Consider the following 24,338-nt stretch of genomic DNA (forward strand, 5'->3'; position numbering starts at 1 on the left):
CAAAACCGCTGCACACTTTTGGGCGACATGCATTTACGAGGCATTGCCAGAGCCGCGGATCAGCTCGGACATCAGCGTTGCCCGCTCGCGGGTGTTGCGCGGGGCGCCGTCATCGGCGGCGATCTGGTCGAACAGCTTCAGCGCGTCCTGGGTCTTGCCTTCCTTCCAGGCGGCAAGGCCGAGCGCCTCGCGCGCGGTGTGGCGCAGCGTGTTGGTGTCCGATGTCAGCGCCTCGACGCGGCTGGACACGTCGGCGAAGGAGCCGTGATCGACGAGCAGGAGCGCCGCCCTGAGCCGCGCCATGTCGCGAATGCCCTGGGGGATGGCGGTGTCGGCGGCGACTTCGTCGAAATCCTTGACGGCGGCATCGGTGTCACCCTTGCTCGCTTTGACGGTGGCGGCGCGCATGCGGGCGAGCAGCGGATAGGCGCCGTAGCCATCCTTCTCCAACTGATCGAGCGCGGCCAGCGCATCGTCGTTCTTGCCGTCATTGGCAAGCTTCAGCGCCTGCGAGAAGGCATCGCCGGAGCGGTTGGCGAGCGTCTCGTCCCAATAGCGGTAGCCGACGAAGGCGGCGGTGCCGAGCACCACGAGAATCGCGATGACAAGCAAGGCCGGGCCGAAACGGTCCCACAGCTTCTGCGCTTGGTCGCGGCGCATCTCGTCGTTGACTTCACGGATAAAACTGTCGTCGGACATCAATCAAAACCACTTTTGCCCCGGGCCGGGGCGGTTCATGAGCCCGCGTTTTAGCGAAATTTTGTCGGCATGGAAGGGGTTCACGCCGAAAATCGCCTAATCCCCGGGCAAACGGATGTTTGCCCCGGGCAAACCGGCAGAAAGCCCAATCGCACCCACGCCACATTTCGGGGATAGCCGGCTTGCTGACCGCCAGGAGCCTGTAAGTTTGCCGATGCCTTGTTTGTCTCGCGTTGTTGCGTTTGCGCTTGCCTCGCTGGCCACTGCCGGCGCGGTTCAGGCCGATCCTCCCGCGCCACCAATGCCGGTAAAGCCGAAGCAGGTGGTCATCATCTCGTTCGACAGCGCCCGCGACATCTCGCAGTGGAAGCGCAGCCGCGCGCTGGCACAGCGCACCGGCGCGCATTTCACCTATTTTCTCTCTTGCGTCTTCCTGCTGTCGCCTGAGACACGCAAGGAATACATCGCGCCCGGGAAGACATCAGGCAAATCGAACATCGGCTTTGCCGCCTCGAAGCAGGAAGTCGCCGATCGGCTCGAACAGATCGGCCTTGCCGCGCATGAGGGCCACGATATCGCCAGCCACGCCTGTGGCCATTTCGACGGCAAGGATTGGAGCAAGGCCGACTGGCTGAAAGAGTTCGCCTCGTTCGAGCACATTTTAGAGAACGCCTATGCGATCAACGGCGTTGCGCCGGAGCCTGAAGGCTGGCGCGATTTCGCGCGGCATGCGGTGGTCGGTTTCCGCGCGCCATACCTGTCGGCAGGCAAGGCGCTTTACGAGGCCTTACCCGCCGCCGGCTACCGGTTCGACGCCAGCGGCGTTTCACAAGGCCCTGCCCTGCCGCCGACCGTCGGCGGCATCACCCGTTTTTCACTGCCGCAGATCCCGGAAGGTCCGATTCCAGGCCGGTGATCGCCATGGACTACAATCTCTATGTCAGGCATTCCGGCGGCTTCGAGCGGCCGAGCAAGGCGGGCGAGTTCGCCGATCGGACCTATCAGGCGTTTCGCGCCGCCTTCGACACTCAGTATCAGGGCAAGCGCATTCCGCTGGAACTCGGCCTCCACTTCACGCTGATGAATGACGGCGCCTACTGGAACGCGCTGGAGCGCTTCGCCGGCGAGGTCTGCGTCAAAGCCGATGTCGAATGCATCAGTTTTCGCGACTACATTTCGCGGCAGGATGCCAAGCAGGCTTCGGTTGGCGGCTAAGCCGCCAACCCGGTTCGCATCAAGTTTTTCTTAGGCCGGATCTTCGGCACCCTGCCTTGCCAGGTAGCGCTGGTCGATATCAGGCAACGGCTCGCCTTGCAGCGTCGCTTCGAAGGCGCGCAGGCGCTTGTGGACCGACTGCAGCTCGACGATGGTCGACCAGGAGGTGAGCAGGAACTGCAGCGAACCTGTCACCTTGCCGAATGCGTTCGAGATCTGGTTCAGCGCGCCGAAGGTTATCTTGTGTGCAACCAGCGACGGACCCAGGATCAGCAGCGAGAAAATGTTGTCTGCCTGAAGGTAGGTGTACCGGACAACGTTGAAATAGATGTAGTGGAAATAGAGCCTGAAATAATTGTGCCGGACATTGGCGAACAGCTCGGCAGTGGTCGCGGGTTGCGCCCTATCCGCATGGTCTTCGCCGTAAACCAGCTCCTTCCTGTAAGCGGCTTCGACGCGCTGGTTACGGAACTGCAGCCCCGGAAGCTTCAGCCCGGCAATCATCACTGAGATCGTGCCGAACAGACACCAGGCAAGTGCCGCGACCACCAGGGGCTGCGGGACAGCGCCGATGATCGGCAATTCGCTGATATGGGCCTGCAACTGAATCATGACCGGCAGGAAAGCGATCAGGGTCATGATCGACTGGACGAAGCTGGAGCCGAGATCCTCCATGATCTGCGAGAACCGCATCGTATCTTCCTGGATACGCTGCGAAGCGCCCTCGATATGGCGCAGCCTGCCCCAGTTCTCGATGAAATAATTGTTCATCGCCGTGCGCCAGCGGAAGATCCAGTGGCTGACGATGAAGGCGTTGACCACCTGCACATTCATGCCGACCAGCGCGAGCCAGGAAAAATCGGCCAGTCCGGTGTAGAATTCACCGTTGGTCGATTTTCCGGTCCCAGACATCAGGCCTTGCACATAGTCGAAGAAGGGTCCGTACCAGGCGTTGACGGCGACGCTGACCTGCACATTGAAATAGATGAAGAACAGGATGACCGCCGTCATCAGGATCGACCAGCGCTGCCAAGGATGCGGCGAATACCAGCTCCAGAACGCGTAGAAGACGAGCACGCAAAACGCGAAGTAGAGATAGAACCACAGAAACGGCTTCGATAAGAGGATGGCGATGCCGATGATCGGTGGCGCGTCGGCGGCGGCTGGCGGCATCCCGAAAACGGCGCCCAGTTGCTCTCCGCCGAAAAACCAGAACAGGATTGCCGCAAGGCTCCAGATAGCGGCCGAACTGAAAAACAGCTTCGGCTGCGGGAAGAAGGATACGAACACTGTGGTGAATTCCTTGCTTGATGGGCAAATCAGCTGACTTCGGCGGGCATAAAGTCACACATTAGGGGGAAAGAAAATGCCTGCCCGACACCCGGTGCAGAGCAAGACCACAAATCATGGCGATTTTGGCGCGGCCGACCATGTGATGGCGCCGGAGACCACCAGCATGGCCGCAGCGACGATCGAAGCGAGGAAGAAATCGCCTGACATTTGCGCCAAAAGGCCGGCGGCGATCGGCCCGATGATCTGGCCTAGGCCGAACGACGCCGTCATCAAGGCAAAGATGCGCCGGGGCGCCTTTGGCGCCTGCTGCCGCGCGGCCTGCAAGCCAAGTGCCGTGATGGCGATGAAAGTGCCGCCGAGCAACAGACCGCCCAGCAGTGGCCCTAAATATCCGCCAAGCGCCACGCTGGCGGTAACGCCGATCACTTCGATGAAACATGCCAGCGCATAGGCGGCGTAGAGCCCGATCCGTCCGGCAATCTTCTGCCACAGCCAGGTCGAGGGAAAACCGGCAAGGCCGGCGACCAGCCACACCATGGCCTCGAAGACGCGGCTGCCGCCACCTTGGCGGACGATGGCGACCAGGAATGTTGCCGTCACCACATAACCAAACCCGAACAGACCATAGGCGACGATGACCTTCATCAGCGACCGGCCTTTCGGCAGCGCCGGCTCACGTATGGCTTCACCGTTGGCGAGCGGGCCTTCGTTGGCCAGCAGCGCCACGACGACGAAGCCACACGCCGAAATCGCCGCCGACCACAGCCAGCCCGCCGCCCAGCCGGCGTGCTCGGTGACCAGCACCGCCATCATCGCCGCCGAGATCGCGATGCCGAGGCCAACGCCGCCAAAATGCCAGGCCTGCAGATCGCCACGACCGGCAGCATTGATATGGCTGAAAACGATGCTGGCCATGAAGACCATGACGAAGGCGCTGGCCAGACCGGCCAGAAAGCGGATGACGAGAAAGGCGACCATCGCGTCGGTCAGCCCCATCAGCGCGGCCAGGACGGTGCTGGCACCGAGACCAGCCAGCATCAGCAGATGCTCGCGCCCATGCGCCCAACCGCCCGCCGCAGCAAACGCGCCGACGAGGTAGCCGAGATAATTGGCGGAAGCGATCCATCCGGCATTGGCCGGCGACAGATGCAGCTCTTCCATCATGCCGGGCAGGATCGGCGTGTAGACGAAGCGGCCGATGCCCATGGCGACCGCCATGGCGATCATGCCGGCGAGGGTGAAACGCAGCGCTGTTGAGGCCGATGTCATTGCAGCGCACAATAAATGCAGGGATCGCTGAAACAATCAGCCATCTGTTGGGCCAGCGCCACAAGGCGACCCGCTCGCCTCGACTTTTTCCTTAAGCCCGAAAGCGTGAAGTGCGTTCAGCAGCGCCCACCGAAACCGGCATGCAAGGAAGCGGTCTCGTGCACCGTCCGGCGCGCCGTCAGCCTGAACGGCACGTCGCCAAGTTCGCGCTCCGACATGGTGTTCAGCACGGGATGCGACAGCGGATCGGTCAGCCACGTCTGCGTATCGCCCTGCGAGCGCGACCCCGACGGCGTGCCCACGGCGAACAGAACCTTCAGCGATGACAACAGCCTTAACATTCTGGCTCCACGGGTCTGGCTCCCATCGACAAAATCTGCCGTTTCGGCGCGTCTTTCAATTGAGATTTCGGCTGGAGCAGTTTAGAAAATCTCAAATGGCCATGCTCAACCGCGTCCATCTCAACGGCCTTCGCGCCGTCGAAACCGTTGCCCGTCTCGGCTCGCTTGCAGCGGCCGCCGGCGAGCTCAACGTTTCCGTCAGCGCCGTCAGCCAGCAGATCAGCCGCACTGAAAAGCAGCTTGGCCAGGCGCTGTTCGAGCGCACCGCGAGCGGTCTGGTGCTGACCGAATTCGGCGCCGTCTTCGCGGCCCGCCTTGGTGCTGGATTTCGCGAGCTTGCCCAGGCCGTGGCGCTGGCCGACGAGGCGACCCAATGCACATTGGTCGTCTCGGCGGCACCGGCCTTCGCTTCGAAATGGCTGCTGCCACGATTGTCGCGTCACTTCGACCGGCATCCCAATGTGCTGCTGCGCATCGATGCGTCGGTGCGGCTGGCCAATCTCGACCATTCCGACATCGACATCGCCATCCGGCTTGGCGACGGCAAATGGCCGGGCGGGCAAGCGGAACTGCTTCTGGCGCAGGAAGTCTTCCCGGTGTGCGCCCCGGTCATCGCCAGGAAACTGCAATCGATCGAGGACCTCGCCCAGACCTGCGCCATCACCGACGAGCGGGCGATGATCAACTGGGAAAGCTGGTTCGCCGGCGCCGGTGTTGCGCCCATCACCTTCCAGAAAGGCGCGCGCTTCACCGACCCGATGCTGTGCCTGGAATCGGCGATTGCCGGCCATGGGGTGATGCTAGGCTGGCAATTGCTGGCGGCCGATGCGCTGGCCGACGGGCGGCTGGTGGCACCGTTCGGAATCCGCGCCCAGAGTGGGCTCGGCTATTGGCTGGTGACCTCGTCGGCCAAGACCGAGAGCGGCAAGGTTCGGGACTTCAAGGCCTGGATCAAGGAAGAGATCGCGGCAACGATGGCGCAGTTCGGGTCTCTGGAAAGCGCGGCCTAGAGCCTGTTCCATCCCGATAGAATCGGGATGGGGCTCTGTCTCTTTGGTTGACCATGATCTTTTCCGAAAGCCGGTCTCCACTTCTCGGGATCATGGCCTGAACTGGCCCAGCGCAATCGCGGTGGAAAGGATGCTGGCTGCGGTCTATGTAAGACCAGATCAAACATCACGGCAGGCAGGATCATGACCACACATTCGCGCAGCGTTTCCGCAACGATCGACCCGGTGAAGCTCGACAGGCTGGCGGAAGTCGCCATCAAGGTCGGCCTGCAATTGCAGCCTGGACAGGATCTGGTGCTGACCTCGTCGATCGCGGCCCTGCCGCTGACCAGGCGCATCGTCGAACATGCCTACAAAGCCGGCGCCGGCCTGGTGACACCGATCTTCAACGATGACGAGATGACGCTGGCGCGCTACCGCTTCGGCGCAGACGCCGGTTTCGACCACGCCGCCGGCTGGCTCTATGAAGGCATGGCGAAGGCTTTCTCCAACAATGCGGCCAGGCTTGCCGTGCGCGGCGAGGATCCCTCGCTGTTGTCGGCGCAGGACCCGGCGAAAGTGGCGCGCGCCAACAAGGCGAATTCGATGGCCTACCAGCCGGCGCTGGAAAAGATCACCGGCTTCGACATCAACTGGAACATCGTCGCCTATCCGGACCTTGCCTGGGCCAAGCAGGTGTTTCCCGAGGACGCCGACGATGTCGCGGTCGCGAAGCTCGCCGATGCCATCTTCGCCGCCTCGCGGGTCGACGTGGAAGACCCGATCGGCAACTGGAAGGCGCATAATGCTGCGCTGCGCGGCCGCACCGAGTGGCTGAACGGCCATAATTTCCACGCCCTGCATTTCACCGGACCGGGCACCGACCTGACGGTCGGACTGGCGGATGGCCATGAATGGATGGGCGGCGCCTCGACCGCCAAGAACGGCATCACCTGCAACCCCAACATCCCGACCGAGGAGGTCTTCACCACGCCGCATGCCAGGCGCGTCGAGGGTCATGTTTCCTCGACCAAGCCGTTGTCCTACCAGGGCACGCTGATCGGCGAGATTTCGGTGCGGTTCGAAGAAGGCAGGATCGTCGAGGCGAAGGCTTCGAAGGGCGAGGATGTTCTGAAGAAAGTGCTCGACACCGATGAGGGGTCGCGGCGTCTGGGCGAAGTGGCGCTGGTGCCGCATTCCTCGCCGATCTCGGCCAGCGGCCTTTTGTTCTTCAACACGCTGTTCGACGAAAACGCCGCCTGCCACATCGCGCTCGGCCAGTGCTATTCGAAGTGTTTCGTCGATGGCGCCTCGCTCAGCCAGGACGAGATCGCCGCGCGCGGCGGCAACAAGAGCTTTATCCACATCGACTGGATGATCGGCTCGGACAAGATCGACATCGACGGCGTCCACAAGGACGGCAGCCGCGTGCCGGTGATGCGCAAGGGCGAGTGGGCCTGAGGGCCTGAGGGCAGAGTTGCGGAGGGTCCGGTGGCTTTCGACATCGCGGTTAAGCGAGTCTACGAAACACCCGCTGCCGAGGATGGGCAGCGCGTATTGGTCGATCGCATCTGGCCACGTGGCGTCAGCAAGGAGCACGCCGCGCTGGCGTTGTGGCTGAAGGAGATCGCGCCGAGCGACGAGCTGCGAAAATGGTTCGGACATGAGCCGAAGCGCTGGGCGGAGTTTCAGAAGCGGTACGGCGCTGAGCTGGACGGGAATGAAGAGGCGGTGACGCAACTGCGCGGCCTGCTCGGCCACGGCAAGGTGACGCTGCTCTACGGTGCGCACGATGAGGTGCACAACAATGCGGTGGCGCTGGCGGGGTATCTGCGCGGGCGAGCTGAGGCGGCCGGAACTTCCTGAGGCCGGCGGGACAGCGCCCCCCTCTGGCCTGCCGGCCATCTCCCCCACGAGGGGGGAGATCAGCAGTTTCGGCGCTTTGCCCAATCCTGCAACGTCGGCGATTGGCGAAATCGGCGACGATATCCATCTCCCCCCTCGTGGGGGAGATGTCCGGCAGGACAGAGGGGGGCGCGAAGGAACGCGACGGGGCGAAGGTTTGCTCTACTTCCCCACCACCTGCTCATAATCCTCCGACTTGAACCCAACCAGAACACTGTCACCCACCTCAAGCACCGGCCGCTTGACCATTGTCGGCTTGGCCAGCATCAGCGCCTTGGCCTTCTTCTCATCGAGCGATTGCTTGTCTGCATCCGCCAATTCGCGGAACGTCGTGCTGCCCTTGTTGAGCAGCTTTTCCCAGCCGACCTTGCCGACCCAGCCATCGAGCCGCTTCGCGTCCAGCCCCTCCGCACGGAAATCGTGGAAGCGATAGGGCGCGCCGTGGCTCTCTAGCCAGACGCGCGCCTTCTTGACCGTGTCGCAGGTGGTGATGCCATAAATGGTGATCGTCAAAGCGCGCTTTCCTTGGGCTGACAGCCGAATCCGTCGCACAGCCTAAAACCGCCCTCCCCGCTTTGCCAGCGCGCAGGCCCGCAACCGCGGAATTTTCAGGCTAGAAATGGGCTTCGATGACTGGGGCACGGTGGCCGACCAGCTGCCTAGCATGTGAAGACGATTTGAGCGCCACATGGCGACCAGGAGATTGCCCTGGCCGCCATGCTCATTTTTCAACCTTGCAGCGAAGAGAGCACTCCGAAGGTATTTCCGGCCTCAGTAGTAAAAGCGCTCTTCGGCGATCTTGCCGTTCTTGACCGTGTACAGGCCGACCTCATCCATGGTGACACGCTGGCCGGTGGCCTTGGGCGTTATGTCGAAGGTGAAGCGCACCGCGAACTGGTGGCCATTGACATAGGGCCCTTCGACCGAACCGCCATGCACTTCGTGGTTCTCTTGCCACCACTGGCCCTTCTGTTCGAGGGCCTCCTTGCCATGGCTGACGGCCATCGGCCCCTCCATGGCTTCATAACTGGCAATGTCGTCGGCATTGTACTTTTCGGCGGCACCGGCATGGTCTCCCTGCTTGAGGAGCTCGGTGAAATCCTTGGCAATTTCCGCTATGGTCATTTTGCATTCCTCCTGTTCAGACGCACTCGAAGTAGGGGATCGCTGGCCGGCCCGCCACCCTCGCCCGCACGACAGCTGACAAGCCGTGTCAGGACGATCAATATAGCGCGGCTGTGTGACGACGAGTTCTCACATGCCGGCCAGGGAATCGTCCTGGCCGGTCAATTGCCAGATCGCTGGACATTCGTGTTCGCCCTGATAGCTGCGGATCAGCGCAAAGCTGCGCACCGTCCAGGACATCGGCTCAACAATCTGTTCCCGCACTTTCGGCACGCCTCGTCTGTCACGAAGCAGCGTAACATGTGGCTCCAACGAGCTCGTGACGAACGGCTGCAGCGGGCTGTCGTCGATTACAGCAGAGAGCTTGCGCCAGAAGGCTTGCAGGGCCGGCGAATGGTTGCTGCCGCGAAACACCAGCGCCCCGCCACCGAAAGCCGACAGGCGATCGAAGCAAACGTCGAATGGCGCGGCCTGTATCAGCAAGCCGACATGGCGCGCGATCTCCACCACACGCTCCTGTTTGCCGCCGCCAAGGCCCATCAGGGTTATGTGTATTTGATTGGTTGGCGTCAGCCACCCTCGCAACCCCAGTTCCTGATTGTAGTGCTCGGCCCTGCGCCGCAGCATCCCGTTAACCGGGGCTTCGACCAGGAATGCGTAGAACAGATGCGGCTCCCGGACCGGACTCGGTTCCTTAAATGGAAAAGAGGACTGGCCGTTCTTTGCGAATGCAGGTTGCCTACTCATGACGGAACTCGTTCGGCAAATTGAATCCAGTCGAGAACAATAGAACAAAAAGTGAACAAATCAAGTGAAAACGAAACAGGCGCTGATGCTCTCCGCATCAGCGCCTGCAACATCAAGAGTGAGGGAGCCCGCCGAGCAGGGCTCTCGAAGCCTACGCCCCGTAGCCGATGATGCCCTTGACCTCCAGGAAATCGTGGATGGCCCAATCCGCATATTCGCGGCCGTTGCCGGACTGTTTGTAGCCACCGAAGGGCGCGAACGTGTCCCATTCCGGATAGTTGATCGAAACCTGCCCGGCGCGCAGCTGCGCGGCCACCTTGCGGGCGCGCTCTATGTCCTGCGACTGCACGTAGGCAGCGAGGCCGTACACCGTGTCATTGGCGATCTTCACGGCGTCTTCGTCGTCATGATAGGAAATGACCGACAGCACCGGCCCGAAGATCTCTTCCTTCTCGATGGTCATGCCCGGTGTGACATGGCCGAACACGGTCGGGCGGACATAGTAACCACGGTTGAGATGTTCGGGCCGGCCGGGGCCGCCGGTGACCAGCGTCGCGCCCTCCTTGATGCCCGCTTCGATCAGGCGCTGGATCTTGTCGTACTGGATGTTGGAGACGACCGGGCCGAGCTTGGTGTCCTCCGAGCGGGGATCGCCGACATTGTGGGCTTCGGCGGCCTTCTTGGCGATGGCCAGCGCCTCGTCATGGCGGGCGGCCGGCACCAGCATGCGGGTCGGCGCGTCGCAGGACTGGCCGCTGTTGCCGAAGCAGCCCTCGACACCCTTGCGCACCGCCGTTTCGAAATCGGCATCGGGCAGCACAATGTTGGCCGACTTTCCACCGAGTTCCTGCGCCACGCGCTTGACCGTCTGCGCCGCCGTCTGTGCGACGATGATGCCGGCGCGGGTCGAACCGGTGAAGGACACCATGTCGACGTCCGCGTGGCCAGCCATGATCTGGCCGACATCCGGGCCGTTGCCGTTGATCATGTTGTAGACGCCCTTCGGCGTGCCGGCGGCTTCCATAACCTCGGAAAACACGATGCCGCTGATCGGCGCGATTTCCGAAGGCTTCAGCACCACGGTGCAACCGGCGGCGATCGCCGGCGCCACCTTGCAGACGATCTGGTTGAGCGGCCAGTTCCACGGCGTGATCAGCGCGCACACACCAATCGGCTCCTTGACCACCATGGTACCGCCGCGCTTCTCCTGGAATTCATAATCCTCCAGCGCCTTGATGGTGGCCTCCATGTGCGCCCGGCCCGCCCAGGCCTGAGCCTCGCGCGCCCAGGTGATCGGTGCGCCCATCTCCTGGCTGACCGCCTGGGCGATGTCCTCGTAGCGCTCATTGTAGACTTCGAGGATGCGCTTCAAAAGCTTCAGGCGCTCCGCCTTGCTGGTTTGCGAGAACGACGGAAAGGCCGCCTTGGCGGCGGCGACTGCCTTGTCGACATCGGCCTTCGAGCCTACGGAAATTTTCGTGTAGGCCTCTTCGGTGGATGGGTCGATGACATCAAGCGTCGCCGGCACCACCGGCGCCACCCATTTGCCATCGATGAAGAAGTTGAGATGATTGCTCAAAGGGAAATGCTCCAATTTTCTGGGAAATGGACAGTTGGTTATGCGGGCAGCATAGGGCAGTTGGCGCCACGGCGCAGACTGATATGCGCCACGTCACCGACGCTGAATTGAAAACCCTCGGCCTGGCGCGGCGCGTCGATCACCACAGGCAACCCCTGCCCCAGTTCAGCATGCAGCCGCAAGGTACGGCCGTGGAAGACGATGCTGTTCACCCGCGCCGGCGCGGTTCCTTCGGTCGCCTCGGTGGCCGCCAGCAAATCCTCCGGACGCACGCCGATGGTGCGCATTTCGCCTTCGCCGGGTGACTGGCCGGTTTCAGAAATAGCCTCCAGCGGCAAGGTGCCCGCGGTGAAGCGAAGGCGCTCGCCATCGCGGCCGAGAAAACGCGACTGCAGCAGATTCATGGTGCCGATGAAGCTCGCCACGAACTTCGTGGCGGGCCGATCATAGAGTGTCGCCGGCGGCGCGATCTGCTCGACGCGCCCCTTGTTCATGACGACGATGCGGTCGGAGATCGACAGCGCCTCGGTCTGATCGTGGGTGACCATGACGAAGGTGGTGCCGAGCCGCGACTGCAGCCGCTTCAACTCGACCTGCATCTGTTCGCGCAGATGCGCGTCCAGCGCCGACAGCGGCTCGTCGAGCAAAAGCACGCGCGGCTCGCAGACGATGGCGCGGGCGAGCGCGACACGCTGGCGCTGGCCGCCCGACAGTTCGGAGACGCGGGCGGCAAGCTTGTCGGCGAGACCAACCATGTCGAGCGCTTCGCCGACCCGCTTTGCCTGCTCGGCGCCGGACAGTTTTCGCAGGGACAGGCCGAAGCCGACATTTTCGGCGACGTTCATGTGTGGAAACAGCGCGTAGTCCTGGAACACGGTGTTGACCGGCCGGTCGAAGGGCCGAAGCGCCGTGATGTCGCGGCCGTCGAGCAAGACCTTGCCGGTCGACGGGCTTTCGAAGCCGGCGATGACGCGCAGGCTGGTGGTCTTGCCGCAGCCCGATGGCCCAAGCAGCGTGATGAACTCGCCGCTGATAATATCGAGATCGACGGCATCGAGCCCGACGATGCCGCCGGGAAAAACCTTCGAGACCGTCTGCAGCCGGACGAGTGGATCAGGCGCCATCGCGAACCTCGGAGGGTTTCGTGGTGTTGACCCAGAGTATCTGGCACTGCTCGGCGCCGGGATTGCGGAAGGCGTGCAAAAGCGTGCTCTTGAAGGCAAAACTGTCGCCGGTCTTCAGCCCGTATTTTGTCGAATCCACCACCAGCTCGACCTCGCCCGCAAGCACATAGCCGAATTCATGGCCGGCATGGGCGTAGGCTTCCGCGGTGCCGCCACCGGCTTCCACCGTCACCAGCATGCCGGTCAGCGTCGCGCCCGGCGGCGACAGCAGCGCCTTGGCGATACCTTCCGACTTCACGGGAATAGCGCGGCGGCTGTTGGCACGCACGCAATAGAGATCGTTGACGGCATCATTGCCGTCGGCGATCAGCGCCGACGGCTCGATGTCGAGGGCGGCGGCGAGCGGCCAGATCACCTTGACGCGCAACGAGGACATGCCGCGCTCGATCTGGCTCAGTGCACCGATCGACACGCCTGCCTTTGCCGCAAGATCGGCCAGCGACAAGCGGCGCTCCAGCCGCAGCGCCCGCACACGCCGGCCGACGCGAACGTCGGCATCGTCCTTGGGTTTTTCAGATGCCTCGTCAAGCATGTCCATGCATTTCTTCCTCGTCTCATGTCGGCGCGGCGCAACGCCGCCAGGCTCCCCCTTCTCCCCTTGTGGGAGAAGGTGTCGCCGAAGGCGACGGATGAGGGGTGCTCCAGCTTGGCAAAGATGGCGATCCGTCACGCACCCCTCATCCGTCTCGGCGCTGCGCGCCGATCCACCTTCTCCCACAAGGGGAGAAGGAAGGCCGCAGCCTCACCCGCCAGCCTTTACCTTCTCGAACATCTTCGCCACATCGTCATTCTGCTTCATCGGTCCGGTGAAGATCGTGCTCTTCAGCATCACTTCCGGATCGGACGGCAGTTGTAGCTTCTCCAGTTCATCCTTCGCCACGCCGGCGAAAGCGGTGCTCAGCGAACTGCCATAGCCGTAGGACTGAATGAGAAACTTGCCCGAATCGGCGTCGAGCCGGCTGTTGATGAAGTCATAGGCGAGATCGACATTCTTGGCGTCCTTGAGCATGACGAAGCCGCAGGCCCAGGTCAGCATGCCTTCCTTAGGCTTCATGAATTCGACCGGCACGCCCTGCTTCTTCAGCGAGGTGGCCGATGCGTTCCAGGTCATGGCGGCGACCAGCTGGCCGCTGGCCAGCGCCTGTTCGACCGAGGTCATGTCGGTGGTGTAGCTCGACAGCAGCGGGCGCTGTTCGCGCAGTTTTGCCGCGACCTTGTCCATCTCAGCGGGCGTCATGTCGAAGGGGTTCACGCCGGCGAGAAGCGCGGCGACGATCGGCGTGTCATGGACGGCGTCGATGGTCGCCATGCGGCCGGCATATTGCTTGTCCCAAAGCAGGTTCCAGCTCGCCTCGGGGTTCTTCACCAGATCGGTGCGGTAGAGGATCGAGGTGTTGCCCCAGTCCCACGGCACCATCCAGACCTTGCCGTCGCCGGCCTGCAAATCGGGCAGGTTCTTGAACACCGGGAAGATCGAATCCCAGTTCTTGATGCGCTTGGTGTCGATCGGCTGCAGCAGGCCTTCCTTGTTCCAGCGCGCCACCTTGTCGTAGCAGGGATGGGCGATGTCAGGACGGAAGCCGGCCTTGACCTTGGTGAAGGCATCGTCGTCGTCGCCGAAGATCGAGGCCTCGACGCCATCGGGGTGTGCGGCCAGGAAGCTCTTGTTGAAATCGGGCAGTTCGTATCCCGACCAGGTGAAATATTGCAGCTTCTCGGCGGCCAGCGCCACGGTCGACGACAGTGCGAGCGCCAGCGCGGCGAGACCAGCGCGAGCTCTGTGTCCGCTTATCGATTTCAGGTGGAAGGTCATTTTCGTTCTCCTCTTCTTTGTTGTGGTCAGGCTGGATTGCGGCGCGCGGCGCCGAGCCCGCGATGGCGCAAGATCTCGGCGGTGCCGGCGATGATGAAAGACACGGCCAGGATCGCCGTCCCCAGCGCCATGACGGTCGGCAGCGAGCGGGGGAAGCGCAGCTGGCTCCAGATGTAGAGCGGCAGGGTCGGCTCGGTGCCGGCGAGAAGAAGACGACGATGAACTCGTCGAAGGAGATCAGGAAGGCGAGCATGAAGGCCGACAGCACGGCGGGCAGGCTGAGCGGCAGCATGACGCGCCGAAACGTCGTCCAGTCGGAGGCGCCGAGGTCGAGCGCCGCCTCGCGAACGGTCCTGGGGATGGCGGCGAAACGGCTGCGCATGATCACCACGGTGGTCGGCAGCGCCACCAGTATATGCCCGAGCACGATAGCGACACGCGATGGCCCGAGGCCGATGAGGTTGACCAGGATCAACAGCGATATGCCGACGATGACGCCGGGGATGAGGATCGGCAGCCGGGCGATGGCGCTGATGGTGGCGGCAAGCGGCGAGCGGCCATAGAGGTCCATATAGGACACGGTGATGCCGCACAGCGTGGCACCGGAAGCGGCGACGGCGGCGATGACGAGGCTGTTCAGGAGCGCGCCCGACAGCGCCGGATTGCCGTACAGCGTCTGGTACCATTGCAGCGTGAAGCCCTGCAGCGGAAACGCCGCCTGGATGGAATCGTTGAAGGAAAACAGCGGGATCAGCAGGACCGGCAGGTAGAGGAAGACCAGATAGGCAAGCACGTAGAGGCCGAGCCAGCTTCCATCGCGTTTCGTGTCGGCGCGTTCTACCTTCATGTGCGGCTGCCAAATCTGCGGTCGGCGCCGCGCGCGACAAGCACCACGACAAGGATGACCAGCATGACGCAGACCGAGAGGGCCGCACCGAACGGCCAGTCATTGGCCTTGCCGAACTGCGACTGGATCAGCGTGCCGATCATGGTGCTGGCCGGACCGCCGACCATGGCCGGCGTGACATAGTCGCCGACCGTCGGCACGAAGACGACGAGCGCAGCGGCCAGCACACCGGGCATCGAATTCGGCAGCACGACGCGGCGGAACGCGGTGAACGGCCGCGCGCCAAGGTCGGAAGCAGCCTCAAGCAGCGATTTCGGGATGGTGTCCAACGCCACATAGATCGGCAGGATGGCGAAGGGCGCATAGGCGTGGGCGAGCGTCACGACCACTGCCGCCGGCGTGTTAAGAAAGGCCAATGTCGGCTCCGACCAGATGCCGCTTTCGATCAGCGCCGAGTTCAAGACGCCGTTATAGGCGAGCACGATCTTCCAGGCGAAGACGCGCAGGAGATAGCTGGTCCAGAACGGCAGCGTCACCAGGAAGAGCAGCAGGCCGCGCCGCCGCCCGGCATGGAACGCGAGATAGTAGGCGACGGGATAGGCGGTGACGACGGTTGCCAGCGTCACCAGGCCGGCAATGACCAGCGAGCGCAGCGTCACCGTCCAGTAGAGCGGATCGGTGGCCACGGTCACGAAGTTTTCGACGGTCAGCCCAACGCCGAGCAGCGAGCCGTCATTGCCGCGGAAGGCGAGGAACAGCACCAGGCCAAGCGCGAACAGGATCAGCAGGAACGTGACCAGCGCGCCCGGCAGCAGCATGGCGAACCGGAAGCCCGATGAAGATCGGGCCTCGGGCGCCTCTGCTGCAGCAATCAGGGTCGACATCGACCTGCTCATCGAGAATTTGAAATTAGCCAAGACTTTTTCATAATCATGAAACTGTCAAGCGAAATCCCGTCGAAGGGAATGGTTGTGATCAACGTCTCGATCCATCGAGGCCACAGCGATATGGATTTGGATGTGCCGCATGAAAATCCGTCGAAGGTTTCATGGTTTTGAAAATCCCCTGGTTTCCACCGCGTCTAACGCTGGCCCCACCGTCAGCAAGCCGGAACTTCACAGCCAGAACACAGCAGCTCGGATCGCTATCGATGGGATAGACCTTTGAGCGGAATCCGGTGAAAGTGCCGCGCCGATCCGGCAAGCCGCATTGTCAATAATCAGAGGACCGCACGCATGACGAACCCGACGCATCTGCCCACTGAGGGCCTCTTTGTCGGTCGCGCCAGGAGCGGCGATGCCTCCCATCCCCTGATCGTCACGGTGCGTGACGGCACCGTCTTCGACATCACCTCAAGCGCGGCGCCGACCGTGCGCGACATCTGCGAGTTGGGCGATCCGGCGGGGCATGTGCGCTCGGCCAAGGGCAAGCCGATCGGCTCGCTCGACGCCATCGCGGCCAACAGTTTCGAAGCCGGACGCGATCCGGCAAAGCCGTATCTGCTCTCCCCGGTTGACCTGCAGGCGATCAAGGCGTCGGGCGTGACCTTCGTCGTCAGCCTGCTCGAGCGGGTGATCGAGGAACAGGCGCGCGGCTCGGCGGAAAAGGCCGACGCCATACGCGCCGACATTGCCGGGCTGATCGGCCATGATTTGTCGAAGCTCAAGCCCGGTTCGCCGGAAGCCATGGAGATCAAGGCCAAGCTGATTGCGCGCGGCGCCTGGTCGCAATATCTGGAAGTGGGCATCGGCCCCGACGCCGAGATCTTCACCAAGTGCCAGCCAATGGCCTCGGTCGGCTTCGGCGCCGATGTCGGCCTGCACCCGGTCTCGACCTGGAACAATCCGGAGCCGGAGATCGCCATGATCGCCGCCTCAAGCGGCCGGATCGTCGGCGCCACCATCGGCAACGACGTCAATTTGCGCGACGTCGAAGGGCGTTCCGCGCTGCTGCTCGGCAAGGCCAAGGACAATAATGCTTCGGCGTCGCTTGGCCCCTTCATCCGTCTGTTCGACGAGACGTTCTCGATCAAGGATGTGAAGCAGGCTGTCGTGCGCCTCAAGGTCGAGGGCGAGGATGGGTTCTCGCTGGAGGGCGCAAGCTCGATGGCCGAGATCAGCCGTTCGCCGGAAGAGCTGGTTGCCGCCGCGATGGGCCCGCATCACCAGTATCCGGACGGGCTGGCGCTCTATCTCGGCACCATGTTCGTGCCGTCGAAGGACCGCGGCGAAAAGGGCAAGGGTTTTACCCACAAGGTCGGCGACATCGTCACCATCTCGTCGGAAAAATTCGGCGCGCTGGTCAACCGGGTTCGGCTGTCGCCCGATTGCCCGCACTGGACCTACGGCGCCAGCCATTTAATGCGCGATCTGGCGAAGGCCGATTTTATCTAGAACCTGTCCAAAACGGTCGAAATCAACACAATTTTATGCGGAATCCCAGTGACGGCGGACGCAAAGCGTTTCAAGATCGCGGTGCGGTCGGGGGGCCGTTCCGATGTCCGATTCGCCGATTCTGTTCGTGCGCACCGTCGCCAGGCGCTTTGGCGGCACGGTTGTGCTCGATGACATGAACCTTGTGGTCGAGCGCGGCTCGATCCACGCGCTGGTCGGCGAAAGCGGCGCCGGCAAATCGACGCTGGCAAAGGTGCTGGCGGGCATTGTCCGGCCAGACCGCGGCGTCATCGAATTTGACGGCAAGGTCGCGACGATCGACAGCCCCAACGCGGCGCGCAAACTGGGTATCGGCGTGGTCCTGCAACAGCCGGGGCTGTTTCCCGAGCGCCGGGTGCTGGCCAATCTGTTCGTCAACCGCGAGCCGGTCCACAACGGGCTGATCTCGCAGCGCGAAATGGAGGCACGCAGCCGCGAGTTGCTTCGCCAGCTTGGTCTCGATGTCGATGTCCATGCCCCGCTCGGCGATCTCGGGCCCGGTGAACGACAACTCGTCGCGATCGCCCGCGCGCTTCTGGAAAACCCGAGGCTGCTGATCCTTGACGACCCGAATTCGGAGCTCGACCAGCGCCGGGGCGAGCGGCTGTTCGCGGTGCTGCGGGGGCTGAAAGCCAGGGGCATGAGCATGCTCTACGTGTCGAACCGGCTGGGGGACGCGCTTGCCATCGCCGACCAGCTGACGGTGATCCGCAACGGCCGCGACGTGCTGTCAAAGGCGCGGCAGGAGCTGACGGCTTCTGAGGAAGCGATGATCGGCCAGTTGCGCCAGTCGCTGTTCCCGCTGCCGCTCAGAGCCCTGCCGACGCTCGCCGGCACGCTGCGGCCGCAGATCACCATTGACGGGCTCGGCGGTGGTGTTCTCTCCGCTGTCAGCCTCACGGCCCGCGCCGGCGAGATTGTCGGGCTTGCCGGCTCCGGAGCGCGGGACCTGCTTGCCCTGCTGTTCGGGCTGCGCAAACCGCGCCAGGGCAAGGTGCGTTTTCCCGATGGCGACGGCTTGCCGAGGACGCAGATGGAGGCGGCGCGTCGCAACATCTGCATGATCTCAGGCGAGCGCGGCAATGGGCTGATGCCCGACAAGTCGATCGCCTTCAATATGGCGAACGTCGTCGTCGGTGCGCGCAACTGGGGATCGCGCTGGTATTCGCCCCAAGCGGCGCTCGGCCGCGCCGCGCGGCAGATCGAGGCGCTGCACATCAGGAGCGCGCCGGAGATGCCGGCAGGCTCGCTTTCGGCCGGTGGCCAGCAGAAGGTGATCATCGCCAAATGGCTGGAGATCGGCCCGCAAGTGGTGCTGCTCGACGATCCCGCCCGCGGCATCGACATCGGCAGCAAGCAGGAAATCTACGCCCTGATCCGCCAGATGGCGGCCAGCGGGTGCATCGTGCTCCTGCATTCCAGCGAACTGTCCGAACTGACCGGGCTCAGCGATCGCATCCTTGCTTTCCATCAGGGCAGGCTGGCCGGCGAAATCGCCGGCGACGAAATGGACGTGGCAAGGCTTCTGACGCTGATCACGTCGGGCAAGCCCGTGGACGAAAACCGTCGGAGCAATCGGGAGAGTAGTGCGGCATGACCAGGACCGAGACCGCGCCGCCGCTTGCCGGGTCAGCGACCCATCAAACCAGACGCAGCATCCGGCTGCCGGCCGAGACTGGTGCTGTCGTTGCGCTCGCCGTCTTGCTCGCACTGCTTGGCTGGCTGAACCCCTCTTTTCTCGAACCGGCCAATCTGCTCTCGGTGCTGGGCCAGGCCGCCCTGCCCGGCCTGCTGGCGATCGGCATGGTGTTCGTGCTCGCCACGCGCGAAATTGATCTTTCGGCCGGTGCGGTGTTCCATCTTGCGGCGACCTTCACCGCCTTGCTGATGGTTGCCGGAGTGGCCCCCTGGCTTGCCGCGCTGGCGGGTGTCGCGGCTGGCGCCGGCCTTGGCCTGATCAACGGCCTGCTGGTGATCGCGCTGCGTCTGCCGGCTCTGCTGGTGACGCTCGGCACATGGTGGATGATCCAGGGCCTGTCGCTCGTCGCCGGCAAGGGACAGACAATTGCACCGCCGGGCTCAGGCAGCGGCTTCTTCACTACTCTTTCCGGCAAGGCCTTCACTGTGGTGCCGGCGGCAGGCATCGTCTTTGTCGTGTTGGCGCTGGCGATGCATGTCGTGCTTCACCGCACCCGCTTCGGTTACCGGGTCCAGGCCGTGGGCAGCAATCCGCAAGCTGCCGCCTATGCCGGCATTCCAACAGGCAAGGTCAGGGTGCTGACGCTAGTGCTGATGGGCGCGGTGGCCGGGCTTGCCGGCGTGATCCACCTCGGCGCCCAGGGCGCTATTGCTCCCGGTGACGGCGGCACGTTTGCACTGCTGGCGATTGCGGCGGCCATCATTGGCGGCACACCGCTTTCAGGCGGCAACGGCAGCGTCATCGGTGCCGCGATCGGCATGCTGGTCCTGCAGGTGATCCTCAGCGCGATGACCTTGCTTGGCGTGGATCCCATCTGGGCCGCTTTCACCACCGGCGCCCTGGTCATGCTTGCCTTGGCGATCGACCGGCTGATCCGGCTGTGGCGCCACTGGCACGCCGGACACAGCGGGGACAATCCGCTCGGCTGAGCCTCGCCGCCAATCATCCGACTGCCCTCAAAAAAGTCACCGCAACTGATGCAATCTGATGGGGTTCGTTGATGGCGCCACGTCAGGCGCCAACTACATCTGCAGATGGAGGCTTGCCATCCGTCGAAAAAGGGAATGCTCTGAGGCATCCGAGCGGCGCTGGCAAAAGACGCAATCCGGCTGGAGCCGGAACAAGGGACGGATCATCTTCAACCGGGAGGAAATCAAATGCTGACAAGACTGAGACTTGTGCTCTACGGCCTGCTGGTCGCGCTGACGGTCATTCCGGCAGCGGCGCAGGCCAAGACCTTCTACTGGATTTCGCATGGCGGCCCGGCCGATCCGGTCTGGACCTACTTCCTGGCCGGCGCCAAGCAATGGGCCAAGGACACCGGCAACACCGTCAACACCTCGTTCCACAATGGCGACGTCGCCTCCCAGCAGGAAGCGGTTCGTGCTGCGCTCTCGGCCAAGGCCGACGGCATCGTCACCACCAGCCCCGATCCGGGCAGCCTTGTCGAGATCGTCAAGGAAGCCCGTGCGGCCAACATCCCGATCATCAACTTCAACACGCCCGACCCAAAGGCCAATTTCAATGCCTATGTCGGCGGCGACAACGTCACCTTCGGCAAGCATTGGGCGCAATATCTGGTCGACAAGGGCCTGGTGAAGAAGGGTGACTTCGTCTGGATGCCGGTCGAGGTCCCCGGCGCCACCTATGGCGTCCAGGAAGAGGAAGGCATCAAGAGCGTCTTCGGACCGCTCGGCATCACCTATGAAGTGACCGAGGCGACGCTCGACCAGGCCGAGGTGATCAACCGCATGGTCGACTACCTCACCGCCCACAAGGGCAAGGTCAACGCCATCATCGGGCTGGGCGACCTCGTCACCGGCTCGATCAAGCGGGTGTTCGACCAGGTCGGCGTCAAGCCGGGCGAAATCCCGGTCGTCGGCTGGGGCAACTCGCTCGACACCACGCAGGAAGTGCTGAACGGCTATGTCAATGCCGGCCAGTGGCAGGACCCGCAGGCGACCAGCTATGTCGCGCTGTCGCTCGCCAACATGGCCGCGTCAGGCATTCCTCCGGGCTTCAACGTCATCACCGGCGCGCTCTATGAGAAGGACACCGCCGGGGTCTACGACAAGATCCTGTCCGGCAAATAAACCGCCATCCCTGGCGCCGCGCCCCATCTGGCTCGCGGCGCCAGCTTTCTTCTTGCGCCGCGACCTGTCCATCCGAGGTGGGGAGATCGTGGCCCGTTCCAACCGTGTCGCGGGTTCCCAGTGGAAAATCATTCGCTTGTCCAACGCCTGATCGCGCGGCCTGAATTCGGCCCCTTCGTGCTGCTCGTCATCGAGATCGGCGTTTTCTGGGGCTTCAACCACGACTTCCTGTCGCCGCAGAACATCTCCAACACGCTGGCCTTCACCGTCGAGCTCGGCCTGATCGCGCTGGCGATGACCTTGCTGATGACCTCAGGTGAATTCGACCTGTCCGTCGGATCCCTGTTCGGTTTCTCGCCGGTGCTGATGTGGACGCTGTTCAATGGCGGTGTCACCTCGCTGGAAATGGGCTTCGTCGTCGCGCTGCTGGTCGCCGCCTTGATCGGCCTGATCAATGGCTGGTTCGTCACGCAGCTCAAGATCCCGTCCTTCCTGGTGACGCTCGGCATGCTGCTGGTGGTGCGCGGCAGTGCGCTTTTCATCACCGATGGTTTTCCGCAGCGCACCTGGAGCGCCGAAGGCAGCTGGCTGGCGGAAGCGCTGGTCGGCGATTTCTTCATCGGGCCGTTCCGCATCTACATGTCGCTGTTCTGGTTCATCGCCGCTGCGATCGCGCTCGGCTATGTGCTGACGCAGAGCCGGACCGGCAACTGGATCCAGGCGGCGGGCGGCAACCCCAACGCGGCGCGGGCGCGCGGCGTCAACGTCAATCGCGTCAAGATCGGCCTGTTCGTGCTGTCGTCGCTCATGGCTTCGCTGGCCGGCGTCATCTCCTCGCTGCGCACCTCCGCCGCCAACCCCAACAGCGGCACCGGCTACGAGCTCGAAGTCATCGCCATGGTGGTGATCGGCGGCACGGCGCTGACCGGTGGGCGCGGCACGATTATCGGCACGGTGCTCGGCATCCTGATCCTGCGCGTGATGCGCAATGGCATCGTGCTGATCGGCGTGCCCGGACTTGCCTACAACATCTTCATCGGCGCGATCATCCTTGGCATGATGGCGCTCCACTCATGGCTGGAACGCCGGCATCAGGCAGGGACTTGAACCATGGCCGAGCCATTGATCCGCATGCAGAACATCCGCAAGTCCTACGGCCGCGTGCAGGCGCTCGAGGATGCCAATTTCCATGTCAATGAACGCGAGATCGTCGGCCTGCTCGGTGACAACGGCGCCGGCAAGTCGACGCTGATCAAGGTTTTGTCGGGTGCCGTGCCACTGACCAGCGGTGACATCTTCATCCGCGGCAAGAAGGTCACCTTGCGCAGCACCAGCGACGCCATCGCGCAGGGCATCGAGACGATCTACCAGGATTCCGCGCTGGTCACCCAACTGTCGATCGCCCGCAATCTTTTCCTCGGGCGCGAGCCGATCAAGCCGCCGCGCTTTCTCAACCGCATGGACCAGGAGGCGATGAACACTGTCGCTCGCGACCTGCTCAAACAGGTCGGCATCTCGAAGAACATTCCGCCGACGACGCCGATCGGCTCGCTCTCGGGCGGCGAGCGCCAGGCGGTGGCGATCGCGCGCGCCATGCATTTCGACAGCGACCTCATCATCCTTGACGAACCGACCAACAATCTCGGCGTCGCCGAAACGCAAGGCGTGCTGAGCTTCGTGCGCAGCGCCCGCGATTCCGGCCATTCCTGCATCTTCATCGCGCACAACATCCACCATGTCTTCCAGGTGGTCGACCGCATCGTCGTCATGCGCCGGGGCAAGGTGGTCGCCGACGACATCGACCCGAAGAAAACAACCGTGACGGAAGTCGAGCGGATCATCACCGGCATGTCGGACAAGGAAATCCGCGACGCCATCGCCGACGGCAAGCCGCCGCACTGAGGATGGGCTGAAGCCGTCTTGTCGAAACAGGCGAATGCGCATCGCGGTGATGGGTGTCGATCAGGCGTCCCTCAGATCACATCGCCTGACACATCACCCGTCTGGCGCGCCATCGCATCGGCGCATAGGGTTGCGGCATGAAGGCCACCGTCTCCGACATCGCCAGGAATTGCGGGCTCTCGACCGCGACGGTCGACAGGGTGCTCAACAACAGGCCCGGCGCCAGTGCGGCCAACCGGCAGCGTGTCATGGAGGCCGCCAAGCAGCTTGGCTATCTGCCGGTAGCCGACCAGGTGACGCTTCCCTCGAAGCCCGCCAACCTCGAATTCTTCCTGCCGATCGGCAGCAACGCCTTCATGCAGGATCTGGCAAGACACATCGAGGACTATGCATCGCGCCTGCCGCTGGTCGCTTCGTGCCGGATCCACAACCTCGCCGGCATCTCGCCAAACGCGCTGCAGAGCGCCGTCGAAAACCTGTCGCTGAGAGCCAATGGCGTCGGTGTCATCGCCGTCGACCATCCACGAACCCGCAACATCCTGCGCGACATTGTCGAGGCCGGCATCCGCCTGGTGACGCTGGTGTCCGACATTCCGGCCGCGCCTCGTTCGGCCTATGTCGGCATCGACAACCGGGTGGCGGGGCGAACGGCTGCGCTTCTCATGGGACGTTTCCTCGGCGGCCGCGAGGGTCATCTGGCAATGGTCGTCGGTTCGCGCTCCTATCGCGGCCATGAGGAGCGTGAAATGGGTTTCCGCTCCGTGCTTGGCGAGGAATTCCCCAACCTCACCGTGACCAGCGCCGTCGAGATCAATGACGAGCCGGATGCCAGCTACGCCGAGACCATGAAGGCGCTGCACAATGAACCGGAACTGCTCGGCATCTATTGCGTCGGCGCCGGACGCTCCGGCGTTGCGAAAGCCATCCGCGAAGCCAGGCCCAATCGCAAGCCGGTGTTCATCTGCCACGACCTGACGAGGGAAACGCGCGGCTATCTCGTCGACGATCTCGCCGACGTCGTCATCGACCAGAACGCGAGGCTGATCGCCGAACAGTCGGTCATCCGCCTGCTCGGCTCCATCGCCTCATCGGCGCCCTATCTGACGCGAAAATTCATCGAGCCGCGCCTGATCTTCAGGGAAAACGTGCCGGTGCAATGAGGCAGGGCGGCTTGGGTAAAGCCGGTTTCCCGGATTTGTAGGATAA

22 protein-coding genes and 2 pseudogenes are annotated in these 24,338 nt (G+C 63.3%); 11 read left to right on the forward strand and 13 right to left on the reverse strand.

The window, feature by feature from the left end; translation table 11 throughout:
• Positions 1-33 precede the first annotated feature (33 nt).
• Positions 34-699, reverse strand: coding sequence for a tetratricopeptide repeat protein (locus AC0V8S_RS30655; protein WP_475435214.1), 666 nt, complete (start codon positions 697-699; stop codon positions 34-36).
• A gap of 214 nt (positions 700-913) precedes the next feature.
• Here AC0V8S_RS30655 and AC0V8S_RS30660 point away from each other — a divergent pair.
• A pseudogene (locus tag AC0V8S_RS30660) lies at positions 914-1,914 on the forward strand (polysaccharide deacetylase family protein).
• 30 nt (positions 1,915-1,944) lie between these two features.
• On the opposite strand, the gene sbmA reads toward AC0V8S_RS30660, so the two are convergent.
• The 3 genes from sbmA to AC0V8S_RS30675 form a co-directional block, all read right to left on the reverse strand.
• On the reverse strand, positions 1,945-3,204 hold the full coding sequence (sbmA, locus tag AC0V8S_RS30665; RefSeq protein WP_095199138.1) for a peptide antibiotic transporter SbmA: 1,260 nt from the start codon (positions 3,202-3,204) through the stop codon (positions 1,945-1,947).
• Positions 3,205-3,318: 114 nt separating this feature from the next.
• Entirely contained in the window at positions 3,319-4,476 is a 1,158-nt protein-coding gene (locus AC0V8S_RS30670) for a YbfB/YjiJ family MFS transporter (protein ID WP_183457325.1), read from the reverse strand.
• Positions 4,477-4,592: 116 nt separating this feature from the next.
• Complete coding sequence (locus tag AC0V8S_RS30675; RefSeq protein WP_095198747.1) at positions 4,593-4,817, reverse strand: hypothetical protein; 225 nt, start codon at positions 4,815-4,817, stop codon at positions 4,593-4,595.
• A gap of 95 nt (positions 4,818-4,912) precedes the next feature.
• Here AC0V8S_RS30675 and AC0V8S_RS30680 point away from each other — a divergent pair, with 95 nt between their 5' ends.
• From AC0V8S_RS30680 to AC0V8S_RS30690, 3 genes are all read left to right on the forward strand, one after another.
• Positions 4,913-5,827 carry a LysR substrate-binding domain-containing protein gene (locus tag AC0V8S_RS30680; protein WP_475435217.1) on the forward strand — a complete coding sequence of 305 codons (915 nt, stop codon included), beginning with the start codon at positions 4,913-4,915 and terminating at the stop codon, positions 5,825-5,827.
• 183 nt (positions 5,828-6,010) lie between these two features.
• Positions 6,011-7,267: an aminopeptidase gene (locus AC0V8S_RS30685; protein WP_475435219.1), complete on the forward strand. Its 1,257-nt coding sequence runs from the start codon at positions 6,011-6,013 to the stop codon at positions 7,265-7,267.
• Between the two features lie 30 nt (positions 7,268-7,297).
• Positions 7,298-7,672 carry a DUF488 domain-containing protein gene (locus AC0V8S_RS30690; RefSeq protein ID WP_475435221.1) on the forward strand — a complete coding sequence of 125 codons (375 nt, stop codon included), beginning with the start codon at positions 7,298-7,300 and terminating at the stop codon, positions 7,670-7,672.
• A gap of 201 nt (positions 7,673-7,873) precedes the next feature.
• Here the strand turns inward: AC0V8S_RS30690 and AC0V8S_RS30695 are convergent, their stop codons facing one another.
• The 9 genes and pseudogenes from AC0V8S_RS30695 to AC0V8S_RS30735 all read right to left on the reverse strand — a co-directional run bounded on the left by AC0V8S_RS30695 (position 7,874) and on the right by AC0V8S_RS30735 (position 15,890).
• On the reverse strand, positions 7,874-8,224 hold the full coding sequence (locus AC0V8S_RS30695; protein ID WP_183457317.1) for an ArsC family reductase: 351 nt from the start codon (positions 8,222-8,224) through the stop codon (positions 7,874-7,876).
• Positions 8,225-8,482: 258 nt separating this feature from the next.
• A complete protein-coding gene (locus AC0V8S_RS30700) occupies positions 8,483-8,836 on the reverse strand; it encodes a SnoaL-like domain-containing protein (protein ID WP_475435223.1) in 354 nt (117 codons plus the stop codon).
• A gap of 129 nt (positions 8,837-8,965) precedes the next feature.
• The gene (locus AC0V8S_RS30705) at positions 8,966-9,343 is read right to left on the reverse strand and encodes a 2'-5' RNA ligase family protein (protein WP_475435225.1); all 378 of its coding nucleotides are present in this window, start codon (positions 9,341-9,343) and stop codon (positions 8,966-8,968) included.
• Between the two features lie 391 nt (positions 9,344-9,734).
• Complete coding sequence (locus AC0V8S_RS30710) at positions 9,735-11,162, reverse strand: aldehyde dehydrogenase family protein (protein WP_475435227.1); 1,428 nt, start codon at positions 11,160-11,162, stop codon at positions 9,735-9,737.
• A gap of 38 nt (positions 11,163-11,200) precedes the next feature.
• Positions 11,201-12,286: an ABC transporter ATP-binding protein gene (locus tag AC0V8S_RS30715; protein WP_475435229.1), complete on the reverse strand. Its 1,086-nt coding sequence runs from the start codon at positions 12,284-12,286 to the stop codon at positions 11,201-11,203.
• Positions 12,276-12,884: a cupin domain-containing protein gene (locus tag AC0V8S_RS30720; RefSeq protein WP_475435231.1), complete on the reverse strand. Its 609-nt coding sequence runs from the start codon at positions 12,882-12,884 to the stop codon at positions 12,276-12,278. The genes AC0V8S_RS30715 and AC0V8S_RS30720 overlap by 11 nt, the downstream gene beginning before the upstream one ends.
• 204 nt (positions 12,885-13,088) lie before the next feature.
• Positions 13,089-14,159, reverse strand: a complete 1,071-nt coding sequence (locus AC0V8S_RS30725; RefSeq protein ID WP_475435233.1) for an ABC transporter substrate-binding protein — start codon at positions 14,157-14,159, stop codon at positions 13,089-13,091.
• Between the two features lie 26 nt (positions 14,160-14,185).
• Positions 14,186-15,006 (reverse strand): annotated as a pseudogene (locus AC0V8S_RS30730) (ABC transporter permease).
• Positions 15,003-15,890, reverse strand: coding sequence for an ABC transporter permease (locus tag AC0V8S_RS30735; RefSeq protein WP_475435235.1), 888 nt, complete (start codon positions 15,888-15,890; stop codon positions 15,003-15,005). Before AC0V8S_RS30735 ends, AC0V8S_RS30730 begins: the two are co-directional and overlap by 4 nt.
• A gap of 351 nt (positions 15,891-16,241) precedes the next feature.
• Between AC0V8S_RS30735 and AC0V8S_RS30740 the strand changes: the two genes are divergently transcribed.
• The 7 genes from AC0V8S_RS30740 (at position 16,242) to AC0V8S_RS30770 (ending at position 24,292) form a co-directional block, all read left to right on the forward strand.
• Complete coding sequence (locus tag AC0V8S_RS30740; protein WP_475435237.1) at positions 16,242-17,399, forward strand: fumarylacetoacetate hydrolase family protein; 1,158 nt, start codon at positions 16,242-16,244, stop codon at positions 17,397-17,399.
• A 103-nt stretch (positions 17,400-17,502) separates the two neighbouring features.
• Positions 17,503-19,035, forward strand: coding sequence for a sugar ABC transporter ATP-binding protein (locus AC0V8S_RS30745; protein WP_475435239.1), 1,533 nt, complete (start codon positions 17,503-17,505; stop codon positions 19,033-19,035).
• Positions 19,032-20,066, forward strand: coding sequence for an ABC transporter permease (locus AC0V8S_RS30750; protein WP_475435240.1), 1,035 nt, complete (start codon positions 19,032-19,034; stop codon positions 20,064-20,066). Before AC0V8S_RS30745 ends, AC0V8S_RS30750 begins: the two co-directional genes overlap by 4 nt.
• 228 nt (positions 20,067-20,294) lie before the next feature.
• Positions 20,295-21,230 carry a substrate-binding domain-containing protein gene (locus AC0V8S_RS30755; RefSeq protein WP_032929324.1) on the forward strand — a complete coding sequence of 312 codons (936 nt, stop codon included), beginning with the start codon at positions 20,295-20,297 and terminating at the stop codon, positions 21,228-21,230.
• Positions 21,231-21,350: 120 nt separating this feature from the next.
• The gene (locus AC0V8S_RS30760; RefSeq protein WP_095198765.1) at positions 21,351-22,337 is read left to right on the forward strand and encodes an ABC transporter permease; all 987 of its coding nucleotides are present in this window, start codon (positions 21,351-21,353) and stop codon (positions 22,335-22,337) included.
• 3 nt (positions 22,338-22,340) lie between these two features.
• On the forward strand, positions 22,341-23,132 hold the full coding sequence (locus AC0V8S_RS30765) for an ATP-binding cassette domain-containing protein (protein WP_095198766.1): 792 nt from the start codon (positions 22,341-22,343) through the stop codon (positions 23,130-23,132).
• A gap of 137 nt (positions 23,133-23,269) precedes the next feature.
• A complete protein-coding gene (locus AC0V8S_RS30770) occupies positions 23,270-24,292 on the forward strand; it encodes a LacI family DNA-binding transcriptional regulator (protein WP_475435243.1) in 1,023 nt (340 codons plus the stop codon).
• Positions 24,293-24,338: the final 46 nt, after the last annotated feature.

The organism is Mesorhizobium oxytropidicola, from assembly GCF_056174625.1.